Source organism: Mucilaginibacter sp. MD40, assembly GCF_002288635.1.
Classification (GTDB): domain Bacteria; phylum Bacteroidota; class Bacteroidia; order Sphingobacteriales; family Sphingobacteriaceae; genus Mucilaginibacter.
This window is the reverse complement of the sequence record NZ_NRSW01000001.1, coordinates 2,218,802-2,236,087: the sequence shown is the minus strand read 5'-3', so window position 1 is coordinate 2,236,087 and position 17,286 is coordinate 2,218,802. Positions and strand designations below refer to the sequence as shown.

Annotated in this window: 16 protein-coding genes; 1 reads left to right on the top strand and 15 read right to left on the bottom strand. The window is 43.9% G+C overall.

What is annotated here, in order from left to right:
- Window positions 1-8: 8 nt before the first annotated feature.
- The 15 genes from CKK33_RS10145 to CKK33_RS10075 form a co-directional block, all read right to left on the bottom strand.
- Complete coding sequence (locus tag CKK33_RS10145) at window positions 9-806, bottom strand: NIPSNAP family protein (protein WP_095703997.1); 798 nt, start codon at window positions 804-806, stop codon at window positions 9-11.
- A gap of 116 nt (window positions 807-922) precedes the next feature.
- Window positions 923-1,696, bottom strand: coding sequence for a DUF1080 domain-containing protein (locus CKK33_RS10140; protein ID WP_095703996.1), 774 nt, complete (start codon window positions 1,694-1,696; stop codon window positions 923-925).
- 25 nt (window positions 1,697-1,721) lie between these two features.
- Window positions 1,722-2,600: a sugar phosphate isomerase/epimerase gene (locus CKK33_RS10135; RefSeq protein ID WP_095703995.1), complete on the bottom strand. Its 879-nt coding sequence runs from the start codon at window positions 2,598-2,600 to the stop codon at window positions 1,722-1,724.
- A gap of 51 nt (window positions 2,601-2,651) precedes the next feature.
- Window positions 2,652-3,536: a hydroxypyruvate isomerase family protein gene (locus tag CKK33_RS10130; RefSeq protein WP_095703994.1), complete on the bottom strand. Its 885-nt coding sequence runs from the start codon at window positions 3,534-3,536 to the stop codon at window positions 2,652-2,654.
- Window positions 3,537-3,540: 4 nt separating this feature from the next.
- Window positions 3,541-4,794 carry a nucleoside permease gene (locus CKK33_RS10125; RefSeq protein ID WP_095703993.1) on the bottom strand — a complete coding sequence of 418 codons (1,254 nt, stop codon included), beginning with the start codon at window positions 4,792-4,794 and terminating at the stop codon, window positions 3,541-3,543.
- Between the two features lie 42 nt (window positions 4,795-4,836).
- Window positions 4,837-5,289 carry a c-type cytochrome gene (locus CKK33_RS10120; protein WP_095703992.1) on the bottom strand — a complete coding sequence of 151 codons (453 nt, stop codon included), beginning with the start codon at window positions 5,287-5,289 and terminating at the stop codon, window positions 4,837-4,839.
- 44 nt (window positions 5,290-5,333) lie between these two features.
- Window positions 5,334-6,386 (bottom strand): sugar phosphate isomerase/epimerase, encoded by a 1,053-nt coding sequence (locus CKK33_RS10115; protein WP_095703991.1) that lies wholly within the window; start codon window positions 6,384-6,386, stop codon window positions 5,334-5,336.
- 4 nt (window positions 6,387-6,390) lie between these two features.
- The gene (locus tag CKK33_RS10110) at window positions 6,391-7,557 is read right to left on the bottom strand and encodes a Gfo/Idh/MocA family protein (RefSeq protein WP_198952454.1); all 1,167 of its coding nucleotides are present in this window, start codon (window positions 7,555-7,557) and stop codon (window positions 6,391-6,393) included.
- Window positions 7,558-7,668: 111 nt separating this feature from the next.
- Window positions 7,669-8,241, bottom strand: coding sequence for a gluconate 2-dehydrogenase subunit 3 family protein (locus CKK33_RS10105; RefSeq protein WP_095703990.1), 573 nt, complete (start codon window positions 8,239-8,241; stop codon window positions 7,669-7,671).
- Between the two features lie 43 nt (window positions 8,242-8,284).
- Entirely contained in the window at window positions 8,285-9,715 is a 1,431-nt protein-coding gene (locus CKK33_RS10100; protein WP_095703989.1) for a Gfo/Idh/MocA family protein, read from the bottom strand.
- Between the two features lie 26 nt (window positions 9,716-9,741).
- On the bottom strand, window positions 9,742-11,421 hold the full coding sequence (locus CKK33_RS10095; protein ID WP_095703988.1) for a GMC oxidoreductase: 1,680 nt from the start codon (window positions 11,419-11,421) through the stop codon (window positions 9,742-9,744).
- A gap of 177 nt (window positions 11,422-11,598) precedes the next feature.
- A complete protein-coding gene (locus CKK33_RS10090) occupies window positions 11,599-13,314 on the bottom strand; it encodes a GMC oxidoreductase (protein ID WP_095703987.1) in 1,716 nt (571 codons plus the stop codon).
- Between the two features lie 2 nt (window positions 13,315-13,316).
- The gene (locus CKK33_RS10085; protein WP_095703986.1) at window positions 13,317-13,871 is read right to left on the bottom strand and encodes a gluconate 2-dehydrogenase subunit 3 family protein; all 555 of its coding nucleotides are present in this window, start codon (window positions 13,869-13,871) and stop codon (window positions 13,317-13,319) included.
- 76 nt (window positions 13,872-13,947) lie between these two features.
- On the bottom strand, window positions 13,948-14,862 hold the full coding sequence (locus CKK33_RS10080; RefSeq protein ID WP_095703985.1) for a TIM barrel protein: 915 nt from the start codon (window positions 14,860-14,862) through the stop codon (window positions 13,948-13,950).
- 320 nt (window positions 14,863-15,182) lie between these two features.
- Complete coding sequence (locus CKK33_RS10075) at window positions 15,183-16,265, bottom strand: fatty acid desaturase (protein ID WP_095705813.1); 1,083 nt, start codon at window positions 16,263-16,265, stop codon at window positions 15,183-15,185.
- Between the two features lie 288 nt (window positions 16,266-16,553).
- Here CKK33_RS10075 and CKK33_RS10070 point away from each other — a divergent pair, with 288 nt between their 5' ends.
- Window positions 16,554-17,273 carry a hypothetical protein gene (locus CKK33_RS10070; RefSeq protein ID WP_095703984.1) on the top strand — a complete coding sequence of 240 codons (720 nt, stop codon included), beginning with the start codon at window positions 16,554-16,556 and terminating at the stop codon, window positions 17,271-17,273.
- Window positions 17,274-17,286: the final 13 nt, after the last annotated feature.

Here is a 17,286-nt window from a genome sequence, read left to right as displayed (position 1 = left end):
TATTGTTATCAATAGTCAGAGTAATCAGTTGGATAAAGAAATATAATATCCGCTTTTGATACGTTGTTTTTATATTGCGCATCGCCTATCAATCCCTTCCATTGCGCGTCCGCGTCAAAAGCTTTCCAATGGTCATCCCTGCTTTGTTTGTCATTAAAAGTAGTCAAATACATCAGGTTAGGCATTCTATTGCCTGCAATAACGCTGCCATAAAAAACCGGGTTAAAACCTAAGCGCTCAAAAATATCGGTTTCGCCGCTATTAAACATCTTCACTTTGTTGTGGTGGTAAGCCTCTGTAGGGCTTTCGTAGCTACGTAATTCATAAACACGTTTTGAGCGATCTCCGCTTAGCTTAGGCAGCATCAAATGCGGGCGGGTAACAAACGGGCTTAGTAAAATAGTTTCGATGCGTGTGTAAGGCGCATCATTGTAAGCAGCATCATTATATGTTTTGTTATCAGCCGTTGAAGTTGCAGGTTTAATTGCTGAAACATTATCAGGTTCAACATCTTTCCATGAAGCATAAGGCACCAGTACATAGATCTTCCTGTCTGCGGTATCCGTTTCCACAGGCTTAAAAACACCAATGCTTTTAATGCCTTTCTTGTGCAATACCGGTATAAAACTTTTTTGCAGATAGGCATCCAGCACCGCTCCTTGCCGCGGTGTTTTGTAGTGATATATCTTTATCTGATAATAATCGCCTTTGATAGTTTGCGCGATTGATACATGATTAAAAAGGATAAAAGCTGCCAGTAGAAAAGCTCCACACAAACGCCTTGTTATTATTGAAATGGTAGACATTGTTATTTTGATTTATATTGATTGATTGAATTGATCCTTAAAAAGCTATAAAAAGAGCTTGATCTTAAACAAAAAAAGCCTGCACTAAGGCAAGCTTTTTTGTATGCTTAAAATCATTATTTAAGTTCTCTCACCCAAATATTACGGAAGCTAAGCGGTTCGCTTTTATCTCCGTGGGCCTGTAATTTAATAGGGCTGTCACCGTGAGCTTTTCTGTAGCCGGGTTTGCCAATGTACTGGGTTGGGCCAAGCAGTTCCACATTATTCTCAACCAATACACCATTAAATATAACGGTTACGCGGGCCGGGGTTTTTAACTGGTCGCCATCAAAGGTTGGAGCGGTCCAGATAACATCGTAAACATTCCAGCTGCCCGGAGGGCGGGTTGGGTTGGCCAAGGGTATAAACTGTTTGTAAATACTGCCGGCCATACCGTTCACGTAAGTTTTGTTGTTGTATGAATCTAATACCTGCAGCTCATAACCATCATCGCCTTTACCTATTGATGCCAGGAAAACACCACTATTGCCGCGAGCCTGACCTGTACCTGTTATATTTGCAGGCACTTTCCATTCAATGTGTAATTGGTAGTTACCAAATTTCTTTTTGGTTTCGATGTTACCGTATTGCTTATTAACGGTTAACACATCGCCTTTCACATCCCATTTGGCGGCATCGCCACTGGCAACATCTACCCATTCAGAAAGGCCTGTTTTACCGTTAAAGAGTATAATGGCATCAGACGGAGCATCGCCAATAGCCTTGCCCGGAGTAACAACCGGTGGTACGGGTTCCCATTTCTCGGTATCTTCGGGTTTTGCAGCCTGCTGTGCATTCGCCATATGAAAGCTTCCGCAAAGTAAAGCTGTTAAAATTAATTTATGTTTCATATTTCAGTTAGTTAATTGGTGCCGATTATAAATAGAGCTTGGTTTTAAGATATTTAGCGCTTTTGGCAATACTCACAAAAGGATCAATATTAGTAAAATTCTCCTGCTCAACAATGTAATGCTTTATGCCTGCCAGTTTAGCTTTAGCCAATATATCTTTGTAATCAATAGCGCCGCTACCAATCTCGGTATTTAACTCGTGGTTAGCCTTATCCATATCTTTTATATGCACCATGGCAAAACGGCCCGGGTGCTTTTTAAATATCTCTATAGGGTCTTTACCGGCGCGTACCACCCAGTAAATATCCATTTCCATAGCTACCAGTTTAGGATCGGTATGGTTAAGTATGGTATCGTAAAAAGTAGTACCCTCCGTTTCTTTCCACTCAAAATTGTGGTTATGGTAACCTAACTTTAAACCGTGTGCTTTACAGATCTTAGCGGCTTTATTCATTTTTTCGGCGATGGATCTAAAATCCGCAGCAGTTTTTATAAGGTCGTGGTTGAGGCTTGGCACAACAATGTATGTTTGGCCGAGTATCTTAGCAGCTTCGATATAGCTGTTAAACTCGTCCATATTACCGGTACCAAAATATTCATCCAGGCCGTAATGCCCGCTTGGGCTTTTTAAGCCATTAGCCTTTAACAGGGCGGCAAATTCTTTAGCACTTAAGCCCCAAAAACCGTTCTGTTTAGAGTAGCCAAAGGTTTCTACCTCTTTGTAACCGGCTTTAGACACTTTAGCAATAACACCCTTTACATCTTTGGGTAGTTCATCGCGCAATGAATATAGTTGCAGACCGATGCCATTAAGGCTTTTAGCCGATGCTAATTGGGGTGCAAGCATAATGCCTGCCGCAGCCATACCGGCCTGCGCTAAGAAAGTTCTTCTGGTAGTAGTCATGTATTAGTTAAATTGGTATTACTGTTACAGACCCGCCATAACAGTAATGGTTTAAACATCACAAATCTGTATCGCCTTACGCAGCGATGCAAGTTTGTCTTTAGCTGTAGGTATAAATTCCTGCGCTACAAAGCCTTTATGCCCTACTTCAACAATGGCACGCATAATGGCCGGGTAAAACAGTTCCTGGGTATCGTCAATCTCATGACGGCCCGGAACACCGCCGGTATGGTAATGCGCTATGTATTGATGATGATCACGTATGTTACGGATCACGTCGCCTTCATCTATCTGCATATGATAAATATCATACAGTAGCTTAAAGTTTTCAGAACCTAATCTTTTACACAGTTCGGCTCCCCAGGCGGTGTGGTCGCATTGGTAATCCTTATGGTCAATTTTACTGTTTAGCAATTCCATTACCAATACCACGTTATGCTTTTCGGCCAGCTCCACCATCGGTTTAAGGCCTTCCACGCAGTTCTTCCACCCCTCTTCATCGGTTTTACCACGACGGCTGCCGCTAAAACAAATCAGGTTTTTGTAACCGGCAGCAGCTACTTTGGGTATCATCTCGCTGTACTGTTTGTGCAGTTGCGCATGGAAACGGGTATCGCCGAAACCATCGGTAAGGTTAATTTCAGCGCCATTGCACATAGATGAGGTAAGACCATACTTTTTAAGGGTAGGCCAGTCATTAGGGCCAACCAGATCGATCCCTTTTATGCCTATTTCTTTTGCGGCTTTACAAAGTTCCTCAACCGATAGGTCACCATAGCACCAGCGGCAAACCGCGTGGTTAATATTGCCTTTGAGTTTTCCGCTCATTTGTTCATGGTCATTACACTTGTATGCAGACAGCACACTCCCTGCACCTATAGCGGCTGTACCGGCAAGTATGCCTTTTATAGCCGTTCTTCTGTTTGTTGTTGCCATTGTATTATATGTCTGCTCTGCCGGTTCCGGGCTCTTCTATGTCTAATCCTGGCTTGGTTTGTATCTGGTTGGTATCTTTAAAGAAGATAACGAAAACCAGGAATACAAAGCCTGCGATACCTGCCGGTATCAGCCAGATATTTGTCCAGTTATGGGCTGTTTCTGATAGCTTGAACTTATCTACTACAGGGCCTGAAATGTATGACCCCATCAGCATACCTACACCGTAAGTAGCCAACGTAATAAAGCCCTGAGCCGCACTTTTGAATTTCTCACCTGCAAGGTTGTCTGTATAGATCTGCCCGGTTACGAAGAAGAAGTCATAACAGATACCGTGCATCACTATACCGGCAATCAGCATCCAGTAATTACCGCCAACATTACCATAAGCAAAGAAAATGTAGCGGATCACCCAAGCCAGCATACCCACCGCAAGCATCTTTTTAACGCCTAAGCGCACAAAGAACAGCGGCATTAGTGCCATAAACAAGAACTCAGACACTTGGCCCAATGATTGTACACCTGCCGCGGCTTTCATACCTACCTCGTTCAGGAACGGATTGGTAAAATTGTAATAGAATGCCAAAGGCACGCAAATAGCTACAGAAGCCAGGAAAAACACCAGGTACGACCTGTTTTTTAACAAACCTATAGAATCCAGACCTAATATATCTCCTAAGCTTGCTTTCTGGCCTTTTTTGGCAGGAGGCGTAGCAGGCAAGGTAAAACTTAACAAACCTAAAATAAGGGATGCACCTGCAGCCATTTTAAAGGTTAGGACAAGCGAGTTGCTTTGCTCCCAGCCTAACCAGCCAATTACCAGGCCGGCAATGATCCAGCCTAAGGTACCGAATACGCGTATAGGCGGAAACTCCTTGCTTGGATTCTGCATTTGCCTGAATGACACTGAGTTAACCAACGCAAGGGTAGGCATATAAACAATCATGTATGCGAAGATGATCGGGAAGAAACCTTCAAAATTTGTTTGGGTGGTGATGTAGTAGAGCAAAGCCGCACCGGTTAAATGCAGTATACCCAGTACTTTTTGTGCCGAAAAAAATCTGTCGGCAATAAGCCCGATAACAAATGGCGCTATAATAGCACCCCATGATTGTGTTGCGTAGGCATTACCGTTTTGTACGCCGGTAGCGTTCAACGTTTTGCCTAAGTACGTTCCCATAGTTACAAACCATGCACCCCAGATAAAAAACTCCAGGAACATCATGGTTGATAACTTAACGCGTGTAGTTAAGGTCATAATTGGTATTGGTTTAAATTAGTCAGGTTGGTTAGTTAGTACTTATTTTATAGTAAGGATGTATTTTACCATTGCTTTGGCATCATCCATCGATAGGTCGGGGTGAGCAGTCATAGGTACAGTGCCCCAGTTACCGCTACCACCAGCTATTACCTTCTTGGCCAGCATGTCTACATCGCTTTCTTTGTATTTTTTTGCGATATCAACCAGCGCAGGGCCGATTACTTTGCTTTGCGCGTTGTGGCAGGTATTACAGTCGTTATTAGCCATCAGCGCCTCTCCTTTATTATCAGGTGTACCGGCTGCTTTAGTGGTGCCAATGTTATTTACGGCAGTATCATTTGCCGCGTCAGAATTGTGGGCAACTGCTGCCTGGTCTGTTGCTTTGGCGCTATCTGCTTCACTGTTTCCTGCTGATGTAGCTGATTTATCTTTATTTCCCCCACAAGCTGCTAACGCAAGGCTTATCCCTAATATTACGAATAGTTTTTTCATGATGTGTTATTCTGTTGTATTGTATTTTATTTAATTCTAATCTATTATAGTCCTATCAATGATCTGTTAAAGGCTTCGTTACTGCCCGATGCGGCAAAATCATCGAAAGCCTTATCTGTTACCCTGATGATATGGTCTTTGATAAACTGTGCACCTTCGCGCGCGCCATCTTCAGAATTCTTTAACGCGCATTCCCATTCCAGCACCGCCCAACCCTTGTAATCATATTGGGTTAATTTGCTGAACACGGATTTAAAGTCTACCTGTCCATCGCCCAGCGAGCGGAACCTGCCGGCGCGTTCAACCCAGCCCGAATAACCTCCATAAACACCCTGCCTGCCGGTAGGGTTAAACTCGGCATCCTTTACATGGAACATTTTGATGCGTTCATGATAGATATCAATATATTCCAGGTAGTCCATCGCCTGCAATACAAAGTGCGATGGGTCATATAACAGGCACGCGCGTTTGTGGTTGTTCACTTTTTCGAGGAAACGTTCATAGCTTACGCCATCGTGCAAGTCTTCACCAGGATGTATCTCGTAGCAAAGGTCTACCCCATGCTCATCAAAAACATTTAAGATAGGTTCCCAGCGCTTTGCCAGCTCATCAAAAGCGGTATCTACTAAGCCGGCAGGGCGCTGCGGCCATGGGTATACCATGTGCCAAATTAACGCGCCGCTAAAAGTTACGTGCGCGTTGAGCCCAAGGTTTTGAGAGGCCTTTGCAGCAGCCTTCAGCTGTGATACAGCCCATTTTTGGCGTTCAGCCGGGTTATTTTTGTAAGCCTCGGGTGCAAAAGCGTCAAAAAGACTATCATAAGCAGGATTAACTGCCACCAACTGCCCTTGCAGGTGAGTTGATAATTCTGTTATCTCAAGGCCGGCTTCGTTCACAATACCTTTTATCTCATCGGCATAGGTTTTACTGTCGGCTGCTTTTTGCAGGTCAATAAAACGCAGGTCATTAGTAGGCAGTTGTATACCTTTATAACCTAACCCTGCCGCCCATTGCGAAATGGATTTAAGATCATTAAAAGGCGCTGTATCGCCAACAAACTGTGCTAAAAATATAGCAGGTCCTTTTATGGTATTCATGCCTTTAAATGGTATATTTTGTCCACTTCTCGTTACTCTGGCTGGATGCCACCACATTGTTGATAAATGCCATACCGCGTATACCATCATCAACAGACGGGAAATCAACCCAGTCAGGGATCTCGCTTCCCTCTATTTTGGCGCTTAATGCAATGGCAAAGTTGCGGTAAAGGTTACCAAATGCTTCCAGATAACCTTCAGGATGCCCGCCAGGTGTACGGCAGTTTGAGGTAGCATAAGCCGATAAACGATCGGTATAGCCGCTACCAGCCCGCAGCGTTTCAGCAGGTTTATCCAGCCATTTAATGGTAAGTGTGTTAGGCTCCATTTGGTTCCACTCGAGGCCACCATTTTCGCCGTAAACACGTATTTTAAGCGCATTCTCTTCACCCGCCGCTATTTGCGATGCGGTAAGTGTACCGGTCACGCCTTCTTCAAAACGTAACAGTACTACGCCGTCATCATCTAACATGCGGCCATCAACCACAACGTTTAATGAGGCGTTAAGCTCCGTGATCTTTAAACCGGAAATGTATTCGGCCAGGTGTGCCGCGTGGGTACCAATATCACCCATGCAGCCAGCCTTGCCTGATTTGGAAGGATCGGTACGCCATGAAGCCTGGGCATTACCCTCACGCTCAGAAAGGCGGCTTAACCAGCCTTGTAAGTATTCAACATAGATTTTACGCACTTTGCCTAAAGCTCCGCTTTTTACAATTTCGCGTGCCTCTTTTACCATTGGGTAACCAGAGTAGGTATGCGTTAGCAGTAACATCAGCCCGGTTTCTTCTACTTTAGCTTTAAGTTGTTGCGCTTCTTCAAGCGTAAAAGTGATCGGTTTTTCGATCACTACGTTAAAACCGTTTTCCAATGCCATCATTGCCGGGGCAAAGTGAGCGAAATTGGGGGTAACAATGGTTACAAAATCCATGCGTTCATCGGCAGGGCGTTGCGCCTCAGCCTTAAACATGTCTTCATAGTTATTGTAAATACGATCGGGCGATAAAAAAAGCATGCGGCCGCTTTCCTGGGCAACTTCAGGGTGCATACTTAAGGCACCGCAAACCAGTTCTATCTGTCCGTCCATATTGGCAGCAATGCGGTGAATAGCGCCGATGAAGGCATCCTTGCCACCGCCTATCATGCCCATGCGTAATTTTCTGTTACTCATAATAGATAAGCAAGCATTACCAGGAACAAACCCGGAAATGCCTTTGTTTTAATTTAGATAAATGTATAAAAACCGCTCCGGGTTACGGAGCGGTGCAATTTTAAGGGTTTCTTATGATAATGCCCAGGCTTTATCTCCTTTTTTGTAAGGATAATCGCCTATGTATTTTCCCGGTACCGGCACATACCTTAATGCCTTTGTTGCGCCAACCTCCGAGGTAAAGTAACCTAACAAGGTAAGTTGCTTTATCATAGTAAAGTAATGGTTCGGATCTTCCGGCTTCTTGGTTTTAGCGTAATCCTTAGCTTCCTTATCCAACTGCGTAAGCAGTTCGGTACGTTGCTTGGCATCGGCATCCATAAATTTTTTGTTGAACTTCTTGTCAGAAGCTTCATCTAACTGGGCCAAACCTTTTTTAAACACCTTTTGATCGGCATCGGTATAGCAGTCGCGTACCATTATGGCCATAAAACCACCAACGTTTGCCGCCTTAGCGCCGGGTGTTGAGGTCGCGGGCAAAATGGTTTCGCCAATCTCATTCATGTAGGCGGTAGTTTCCTTACTAAAAAGGTCATCGGTATTTACCGAGCCGCCCGACTTACAGCCTGACACGAAGAACTCGGCACCAATTACAGCACCGCCCAGTATCAAACCCACTCTGCTTATAGCATCTCTTCTATTCATCTTTTTATAGAATTATGAGTTAATTTTTTAGTTTTTATTGTTGTTATGCTTTTAGCTCAAACCCTGCAGGGTATTGGCGCTTAACATATTGGTTAACATCATCAAAGTTGGTCACTTTCATGGCTTTGTTATCCCATGTGTATTTGAATGCACCGCCTTTAAGGTCATGACCACGAACAGCCAGGTTAGCCATCAATAACGCCTCGGTAAGCGGACCGGCAACTTCAAACGGAGAACTTACTTCCATTTTACCATAACCGGCAATACATGCTTCAACCCATTGCGCGTAGTGGCCATTAGCACCACCCGGAACACGTTTGTATTTCTGCGGCGCTTTGGCATCTCTAGTACGCTCTTTTGGTAATAAAGTAGCCGCATCAGAATAGGTGCTGGCGTACATTTTACCTTTGCTACCAATGAATAAGGTACCGTTACCTTCTTCTCCACCCCACTTCTCGTTAGGGCCAAGCTCTTCAGGGCGTTCAGGCTGTATGCCACCATCCATCCAGTGAAGGGTAATATCACCTTTAGTTTTAGCAGTTTTAGGGAAAGTTAAAGTGATATGGCTTGATGGCGGGCAGCTTTCAGGGAAGTTACCTTTTCTGAAAGAATCAACATAAACACTGCCTACACTGGCCTGTACATCTTTAACATATTGCAAGCCCAACACGCGGAATGGTGCCTCAACCAAGTGGCAACCCATATCGCCTAAGGCGCCTGTACCGTAATCCCACCAGCCGCGCCAGTTAAATGGCACCAGTTTTTCCACGTAATCTTTACGGGGAGCGGTACCCAACCAAAGATCCCAGTCAAGCTCTTTAGGGATATTGGTGCTTGGATCTGGCCATTTGATACCCTGCGGCCATACCGGGCGGTTTGTCCAGCAGTAAATAGTATCTACATCGCCTATAAGGCCTGCATCATACCACTCTGCCATTAAGCGGGTACCATCGTTTGATGCACCCTGGTTACCCATTTGGGTAACTACTTTGAATTTTTTGGCCGCATCGGTTAGTAAGCGTGCCTCCCAAATATCATGCGTAAGGGGTTTTTGCACATAAACGTGCTTGCCTAACTGCATAGCATGGTAAGCGATGATTGCATGGTTATGATCCGGAGTAGATACGGATACCGCGTCGAAATTTTTATGATCCTTTTCTAACAACTCGCGCCAGTCCTTAACATATTTGGCTTTAGGGAACGATGCCCGTGATCTTGCAGCCTGACGGTCGTCGACGTCACACAGGAAAGCAATGTTTGCCTTTCCGCTTTTTGCAAAATTAGCGATATCGCTCTCTCCTTTACCGCCCGCGCCAATACCGGCTACGTTAAGCATATCGCTGGGAGCTGTAAAGCCCCTGCCACCCAAAACGTGGCGTGGTACGATCATGAATCCGGCGGCTACCATTGAGGCCGATTTAATAAAATCACGCCTTGATGTGCCGTTGTTTGTGGTTTCTTTTTTCTCAGTCATTGGTAGTCGAATTTCAATACTGTATGTTATAAATTACCTTTTTTAAGCTCTTCAACCGCATGGTTAGCTGCGCGGGCAGTTAATGCCATGTAGGTAAGTGAAGGGTTTTGGCAGGCAGCCGATGCCATGGCCGCGCCATCGGTAACAAATACGTTTTTCGCATCCCAAACCTGGTTCCACTCGTTTAGTACAGATGATTTAGGATCGCGACCCATACGGGCAGTACCCATCTCATGTATACCACGGCCCAATACCGGCTCTGTGGTGTAACCCTGTACATCTTTAACACCGGCGTTCTCAAGCATTTCTTTCGCGTCGTTCATCATATCGATACGCATTTTACGCTCGTTATCTTTACATTCCGCGTCAATAGCTAACACCGGTAAGCCCCACTTATCTTTTTTCTCTTTATCCAGGTAAACGCGGTTTTCATGATATGGTAGTGTTTCACCGAAACCACCCATACCAAATGTCCATGTGCCCGGTTCAGATAATGCATCTTTAAATGCACCACCAATGTTAAGCTCAGCAATATCACGGCTCCAGTTTTCGCGGCTACCGCCTCCCTGATAACCAAAACCGCGGATATAATCGCGTTTCTCGCCGTTAAGGTTCCGGTAACGTGGAATATAGATACCATTAGCACGACGGCCGAAGTAGTATTTATCTTCATGGCCCTCGATACGGCCACCAGCACCAACACCTAAGTGGTGGTCCATCAGGTTATGGCCCAACTGGCCGCTGCTGCTTCCTAAGCCACCTTCCCAAACATCGGTAGCTGAGTTCATTAACACCCAAGCACTGTTAAGAGCTGAAGCGTTAACGAAAACGATCTTGGCGAAATATTGGTAAGTTTTGTTGGTTTCCGCGTCCAGTATCTCAACGCCTTTTGCCTTCTTGGTGTCTTTATCGTATAATATTTTGGTTACGATTGACCATGGACGAACGGTTAAGTTACCGGTTGCCATTGCAGCAGGTAACGTGGCAGACTGTGTGCTAAAATAAGCACCGAACGGACAACCTAACCAGCATTTGTTACGGTACTGGCAGTTTGTACGGTTATTATGCGGTACAGTAATATTAGCGGTACGGCCAATAATAAAGTGCCTTGCATCTTTATAAAATTCTTTAAAACGTTTTTGAACATCTTTCTCAATAACGTTCATTTCCATTGGCGGCATAAAATCGCCATCAGGTAAAATTGGTACGCCGTCGCGGTTACCGGAGATACCGGCAAAACGCTCTGCATAACCATACCAGTCGTGCAGGTCCTTGTAACGGATAGGCCAGTCGGTACCTATACCATCTTTAAGGTTGGCTTCAAAGTCGGTATCATGCCAGCGGTATGATTGCCTTCCCCACATTAAAGAACGACCACCAACATGGTAACCCCTAAACCAGTCGAAACGTTTAATTTCAACATAAGGGCTTTCCTTTTCATTGGTCCAGTAATCAAGGTTGGTTTCGTTAAGCGGATAATCACGTTTAAGCACGGGATAATCCTCTATCATTTTTTGCGTGCGGCCACCACGGTGTTCAAACTCCCACGGTGCTTTGTTGGCATTAACATAATCTTTAATGTGCTCGATGTTTTTACCGCGCTCCAACATAATGGTTTTTAAACCTTTTTCGGTTAGCTCTTTTGCAGCCCAGCCGCCGGAGATACCTGAACCAATGACGATGGCGTCATAAGTGTTTGTAGACATAAAAGTGTAGCGTTAAAATAGTTTACTTAGCAATTGGTTATATGGCCTAATGTATGAATAAAATTTATCTTGCAAATACTTTTCATTGTGTTTTTTTCACACACTATCCTTTTTATTAAACAGTTAATGATTACCAGCACAATAGCCTAATAATTAGCCTACTGCCGATAACAAAAACTATACGTTTCCTTTCTTTAATTCACTTACGGCATGGTCAACAGCGCGGGCGGTAAAAGCCATGTAAGTAAGTGAAGGGTTCTGGCATGATGTTGATGTCATGCTGGCGCCATCTGTAACATATACATTGGGGCAGGCATGCAAACGATGCCATTTATCAAGCATGGATGTTTTAGGGTCTTTACCCATACGCACGCCACCCATCTCATGAATATCAAGCCCCGGAGCGCGATGATCGGTAAAGGTTTGTATATTGGTAAAGCCGGCTGACGTAAACATCTCGGTCATCTGCTCAATATAATCCTTCTTCATCTTCTCATCGTTATCATCATAATCAACAGAAATTCTCAGTTGCGGTATTCCCCACGGGTCTTTCAGGCTGTTATCAAGTGTAACAAAGTTGCTTTCCTTCGGGATGGTTTCGCCCATCATATGCGAACCTACACTCCAGCCGCCCAGTTCTTTCCTGGCCAGGTTATCTTTCAGCTCCTGGCCTATACCATCGCTGCTTTGTATATGCCCCCTGTAAGCGTAAAGCCCCGCCGCGTAACCTCGCAGGAAATTTGTTTCCTGTTTATACACGTTCCTGAACCGTGGTATATAACCGCCACCCGCCGGGTTACGGCCATCTGTGGTCCATTCTTTAGCGCCATCATATTCGGCGTTCATATGTGCCGAATAATTATGGAAAGCAATGTATTTACCCAGGGTGCCGCTATCGTTACCTAAACCATTTGGGAAGCGCTGCGATTTGGAGTTAAGCAATATGAGGTTACTGTTTAAGGCCGCCGCGTTAACAAATATCACCGGCGCATAGTATTCTATAGCCTCTTTGGTATTGGCATCTATTACCCGCACACCTGTTGCTTTACCTTTTTTATCATCGTAAATAATGGACTCAACAACAGAATGTGGCCTTAAACTACACAAGCCTGTTTTTAAGGCCCAAGGTATGGTAGATGAATTAGAACTGAAGTAGCCTCCAAATGGGCACCCACGCTGGCACAGGGTACGCTCCTGGCACTGCCCCCTGCCCTGGTCAAGATGTATTTGATTGGGTTTTGACAAATGGGCGCAACGCGCGCTGATCACGTGCCTGTTCTTGTAATTCTTTTTAACGTGGTTGCTGAAATAGGTTTCAACCGCGTTGAGTGGAAAGGGCGGCAGAAACTCACCATCAGGCAATTCGGCCAGCCCGTCGCGGTTACCCGATATACCTGCAAATTTCTCTACGTAACTGTACCAGGGAGCTATGTCCTCATAACGGATAGGCCAGTCAACAGCAAAGCCATCACGCGCGGGGCCTTCAAAATCAAAATTACTCCAGCGCTGTGTTTGGCGCGCCCAAAGTAATGATTTGCCTCCTGTTTGATATCCGCGTATCCAGTCGAAAGGTTTTTCCTGTACATAAGGATGCTCGGCATCCTTCACAAAAAAGTGCATGGCATCTTCACCAAAGGCGTAGCAACGATTAACTATGGGGTTAGCTTTCTGTATGCCGTCAGGTACTACGCCATGGTGCGGAAATTCCCAGGGATATAAATTAGTGGTAGGGTAATCTTTAAGGTGCTTAACATCCCTACCCCGCTCAAGTACGAGCGTTTTAAGGCCTTTACCGGTAAACTCTTTAGCCGCCCAGCCGCCGCTGATACCCGAACCTATAACTATGGCATCAAACGTGCGGTCCTTTATACTATCAATATTAAGATTTGCCATAATTACACTGTTGCCTTACTTGCGGGGAACATAGCATTATATCTGCCGGGTACCAGTTCGTAAACTACTTGTTTGGTCATAAAATATTTTGAGGTGGTATAGCCAAAAACCGTTTGCCCTTTTACCATTTGATAAAATGCCATCAGTTTGCTGTCGTCTTTATAATTTTTGTCTTTGCCGAGCTTTTCAACCGATGAAACAAAGGCTGCCCGCTCTTTATCAGTGCTATCAACAAATGGTTTTCCCATTTTTTGCTTAGCCGCATCGGCAAACTTATTCAGGCCGGTTATGAAATCGGCCTGCTGTTCTTTGCCAGCGCAGTCATCGATCATTTTAAAAACAAAGAGATTTATACCCAATTCAGCGGCGCCGGGGGTATCCGTTTTTGGCAGAATGGTTTCGGTAAGGCTGTTCACTATCTTCTCCTGCTCAGCGTCAACAGTAAGGTTATTGAGCTTTACTACCGCCTTACCTTTATCATCATGCAGGCATGAGGGCAATATGATTGCACCTCCCATAATGAGCGCCATGTTGCGAAGCGCGGCGCGCCTGTTCATGTTCAAATTCAATTGATCAACAGTTAAAAGTTTATAATTAATATAGGTTTAAGGGCATTAAGGTAACCTTTACTTATTAATATCCCCACTTTTTCATGGTTTGTAAATCAATTTTTACACACTCAAGCGGGTCTATTCCCTGGTATGATTCCTGCTCGATGATCAAGTACACAGTACCACCGGTTTTTTTAGCAGCCTTAAGCACATTGCTCACGTTGAGCACTCCCCTGCCCAGGATAGTACTTTCGTACCCTGTACCTTCGGTATTGGTAGCGCTTTTTATCTCATCTTTTACGTGCATGGATACAAAACGCCCCGGGTATTTCTCAATAAGCGAAATAGGGTTATTTTCTCTACCGTACATATTACCAATATCCAACTGCTGCGCCACTTTATCGGGGTCAGTATTCTGCATAATGTAATCGAACAGGCGCATATCGCCTACCATGGTAGTAAACTCAAAATCATGGTTATGGTAGCCAAACTTCATCTTATATTTCTGGCACAACTCACCGCTTTTGTTAAATTGTTCCATAGTACGTTTTAACAGGTCTGTATCATGCCTTACACGCTCGTCCATCCAAGGGCTGATCACAAATTTTTGCCCCATGTATGCGGCATCTTCCACGGTAGCCTTCCAGGCGTCGGTAAAATCGTTCTTAGCCGCGTCCCAATGCTCGGGGCGCATAACCGTATGGCCGCTGGGCATTTGCAAATCAAGATCGGTTAAGCGTTTTTTAAATTCTTTAGCATCCCAACCGTAAAACTTCCTGTCGATATAATTAGCATGTTCCACATACTTGTAGCCCATATCTGAAAGCATCTTTAATGTACCTGCCGGATCTTTGGCCATAGCATCACGTACAGAGTACAGTTGAAGGCCAACCCTTTGGATCTTGGCCGGCGCAGCAAAAAGATGCCTGGGCATTAAGGCGGCAGCCGTTACGGCCACAGCGCCGCTTTTAAGAAAAGTTCTTCTGGACGATGTCATGTTATTATTGAGTTTAGTTAGTTTGCTTAGCTACGAAAAACACATAACCAATTATTACCGGCACCTAAAATGAGGGGGCTAAAAAGCGGTTATAACAGAACGGCATGTAATGTATCCCACAATTAAACTACATATTCACACTTAGGGGATGCGTTAAATGGTAGTGGTATACTGGTTAGTTAACTGGCTCACTAAGTTATATATTCGTTTGTAAAAAGCCAATAAAAAGGCTTAAAATTTATAAAGTAGCTTCAGCTTATTAAAACAATAGCCACATGATGTTGATCATGCGGCTATTGTTTTATACAGGAGACAAGCTGTTATATTTTTGCTGGTACTACTTTGTTAAGAACAACCGGGCAAAGCTGAGGCTCTGTTTCGGTTTTTTTGGTTGTACTCATATAATTGGCATAAAACTGTTTTTTAGCATCATTATAACAACTTACCGCGCCTATCAGACTCATAAATTTTATGTAATACCAGGCACTATCAATCTGGTAAGGCTTGAAACCCGAACGGGCACTTTTAGGATACAGGTGATGGTTGTTATGCCACTCACCTGCTACTAGGCCCGGCCATATCTGGTTTATTGACATATCGTTGCGATTATGATCAACACCATTACGGCGTTTATCTTTTCCTTTACCGTGGCCTTCATAATTAAATGTACGCACGCCAACCGCCCATATACCGGCAGCGCCGAAAATTGCACAGGCAAGGGCCATACCGCCAATTAAATAAAATACAGCAAACCAAAATGCCCAGTTAACAATAACCCCTGCTATCATGTAAAAAGGATTAGCAATAGAGCCCCATTTTTGATACTGCGCATAAGTATTAGTGGTAACGCCGGTATGTTTCATTAAGGTAACACAGCGGTTAAAATGCTTTTCGCTTAAATTGCGGTTAACCGGCTGATGGTTGGCATCGGCCAGGAAACAATAGAGAAAACCACCTTGCGCGTTGTAAGGATCACCGGGTGTATCTGATAAAGCATGGTGCACGTGGTGGGATATCGCGTATATTTCCTCGGGAATTATTTTAAGGGTAAGATTTTGGGTGATAAAACGCCAGAAGTTATTTTTAAACTTGTATGCCCGGTGAGTGCAATAACGGTGATACCATATAGTACCATGCGTTCCCATTACTACCATGCTATACACAAAGGCAGTAATAAGGCCATAAACTGTAAAATACTTAAAAAGGAACAATGCTAAAAAAGGCGCAAGACAAAGTATCATTAACCAACTGGTAAAAGAAAGCCAGTTCTTTTTGTTACTGAATACATTAAGCCTTGATAAAAACTCTTTTAGAATTTGTTTGGGCATGGGTTTTGATAATTCGCCTTCAGCGTTTTTCCAGCCATAAGATGGTGCTTCGAGCACATCGTGTATAAATGCCATTAAATAAGGGATTATTTGTATTTGAGGAGGGTTATATAGAATAATAGTTGTAAGGTAAGCCTTATTTGTCAGATTAACATCATTTTTAGTAAACAAATAAGCTATATAGCTATAATATCATCATAGATATATAAAAATCAAACACTTAAAATTTCATGTTAGTTCGTATTAGATTTGCTAAAACACCATTGAGATAATAGGTGTTCTCAATATAAATTATACCTTCAAAGGATTCAAATGTGCTATGTAACTCCAATATTTTATAACCTTTAAACTCCATCACTCTACATGCGTTATCGTTACATCATCTTATTATTTTGCTTATACATATCTGTTACAGGTTTTGCTCAGGAGCTAAGTACCGTATCGAGGAAACTCACCAATAACATCAGCGAAACCTACCATGTATTAGCAAACGATGGCATTACCCGGCAGGGGATTTACCAGGCTTTATATAAAAAGAAAACAGCTATTGCCAGCGGCTCTTACCTGGGCGGTAAACGGGTTGGCATATGGCATTTTTACGACAGTAATGGAACGGTGGTGCAAAGCTTTAATTTTGACAAGCAACTGTTATTATATGAAGCTCCGGAAGACACTACCTCCAACCTGCATTATTTTATTGACCGCACACTCGATACCGCCAAAACTGCTGTGCAAAAAATCACTAAACCTGTACGCATAGGCGGCAGGTATTATGGCTATGTACCTTATGTAGCGCTATTCAGGATGCCTAAAAGGATTTCAGAATCTGACTTTGATTACAGTAATATGAAAGCTGTAGTTGAGCTTTTGGTAAGCCCCGGTGGCCGGCTGGCCGATTATACTGTACATTTAATATATGTACCAACCGCCTACGCTGTTGATGATATAACCATGAATCTGAAACTCCCAAACCCCGACGACCTGGTTTTTGTACCGGCCACCTTCAATGGCGAACCCATTGCATGCAGGGTAATGATAGAATGTATTATAAATAAAAACGGAACACTCGACTTTGCACGGTAAACAAATAAAAAAG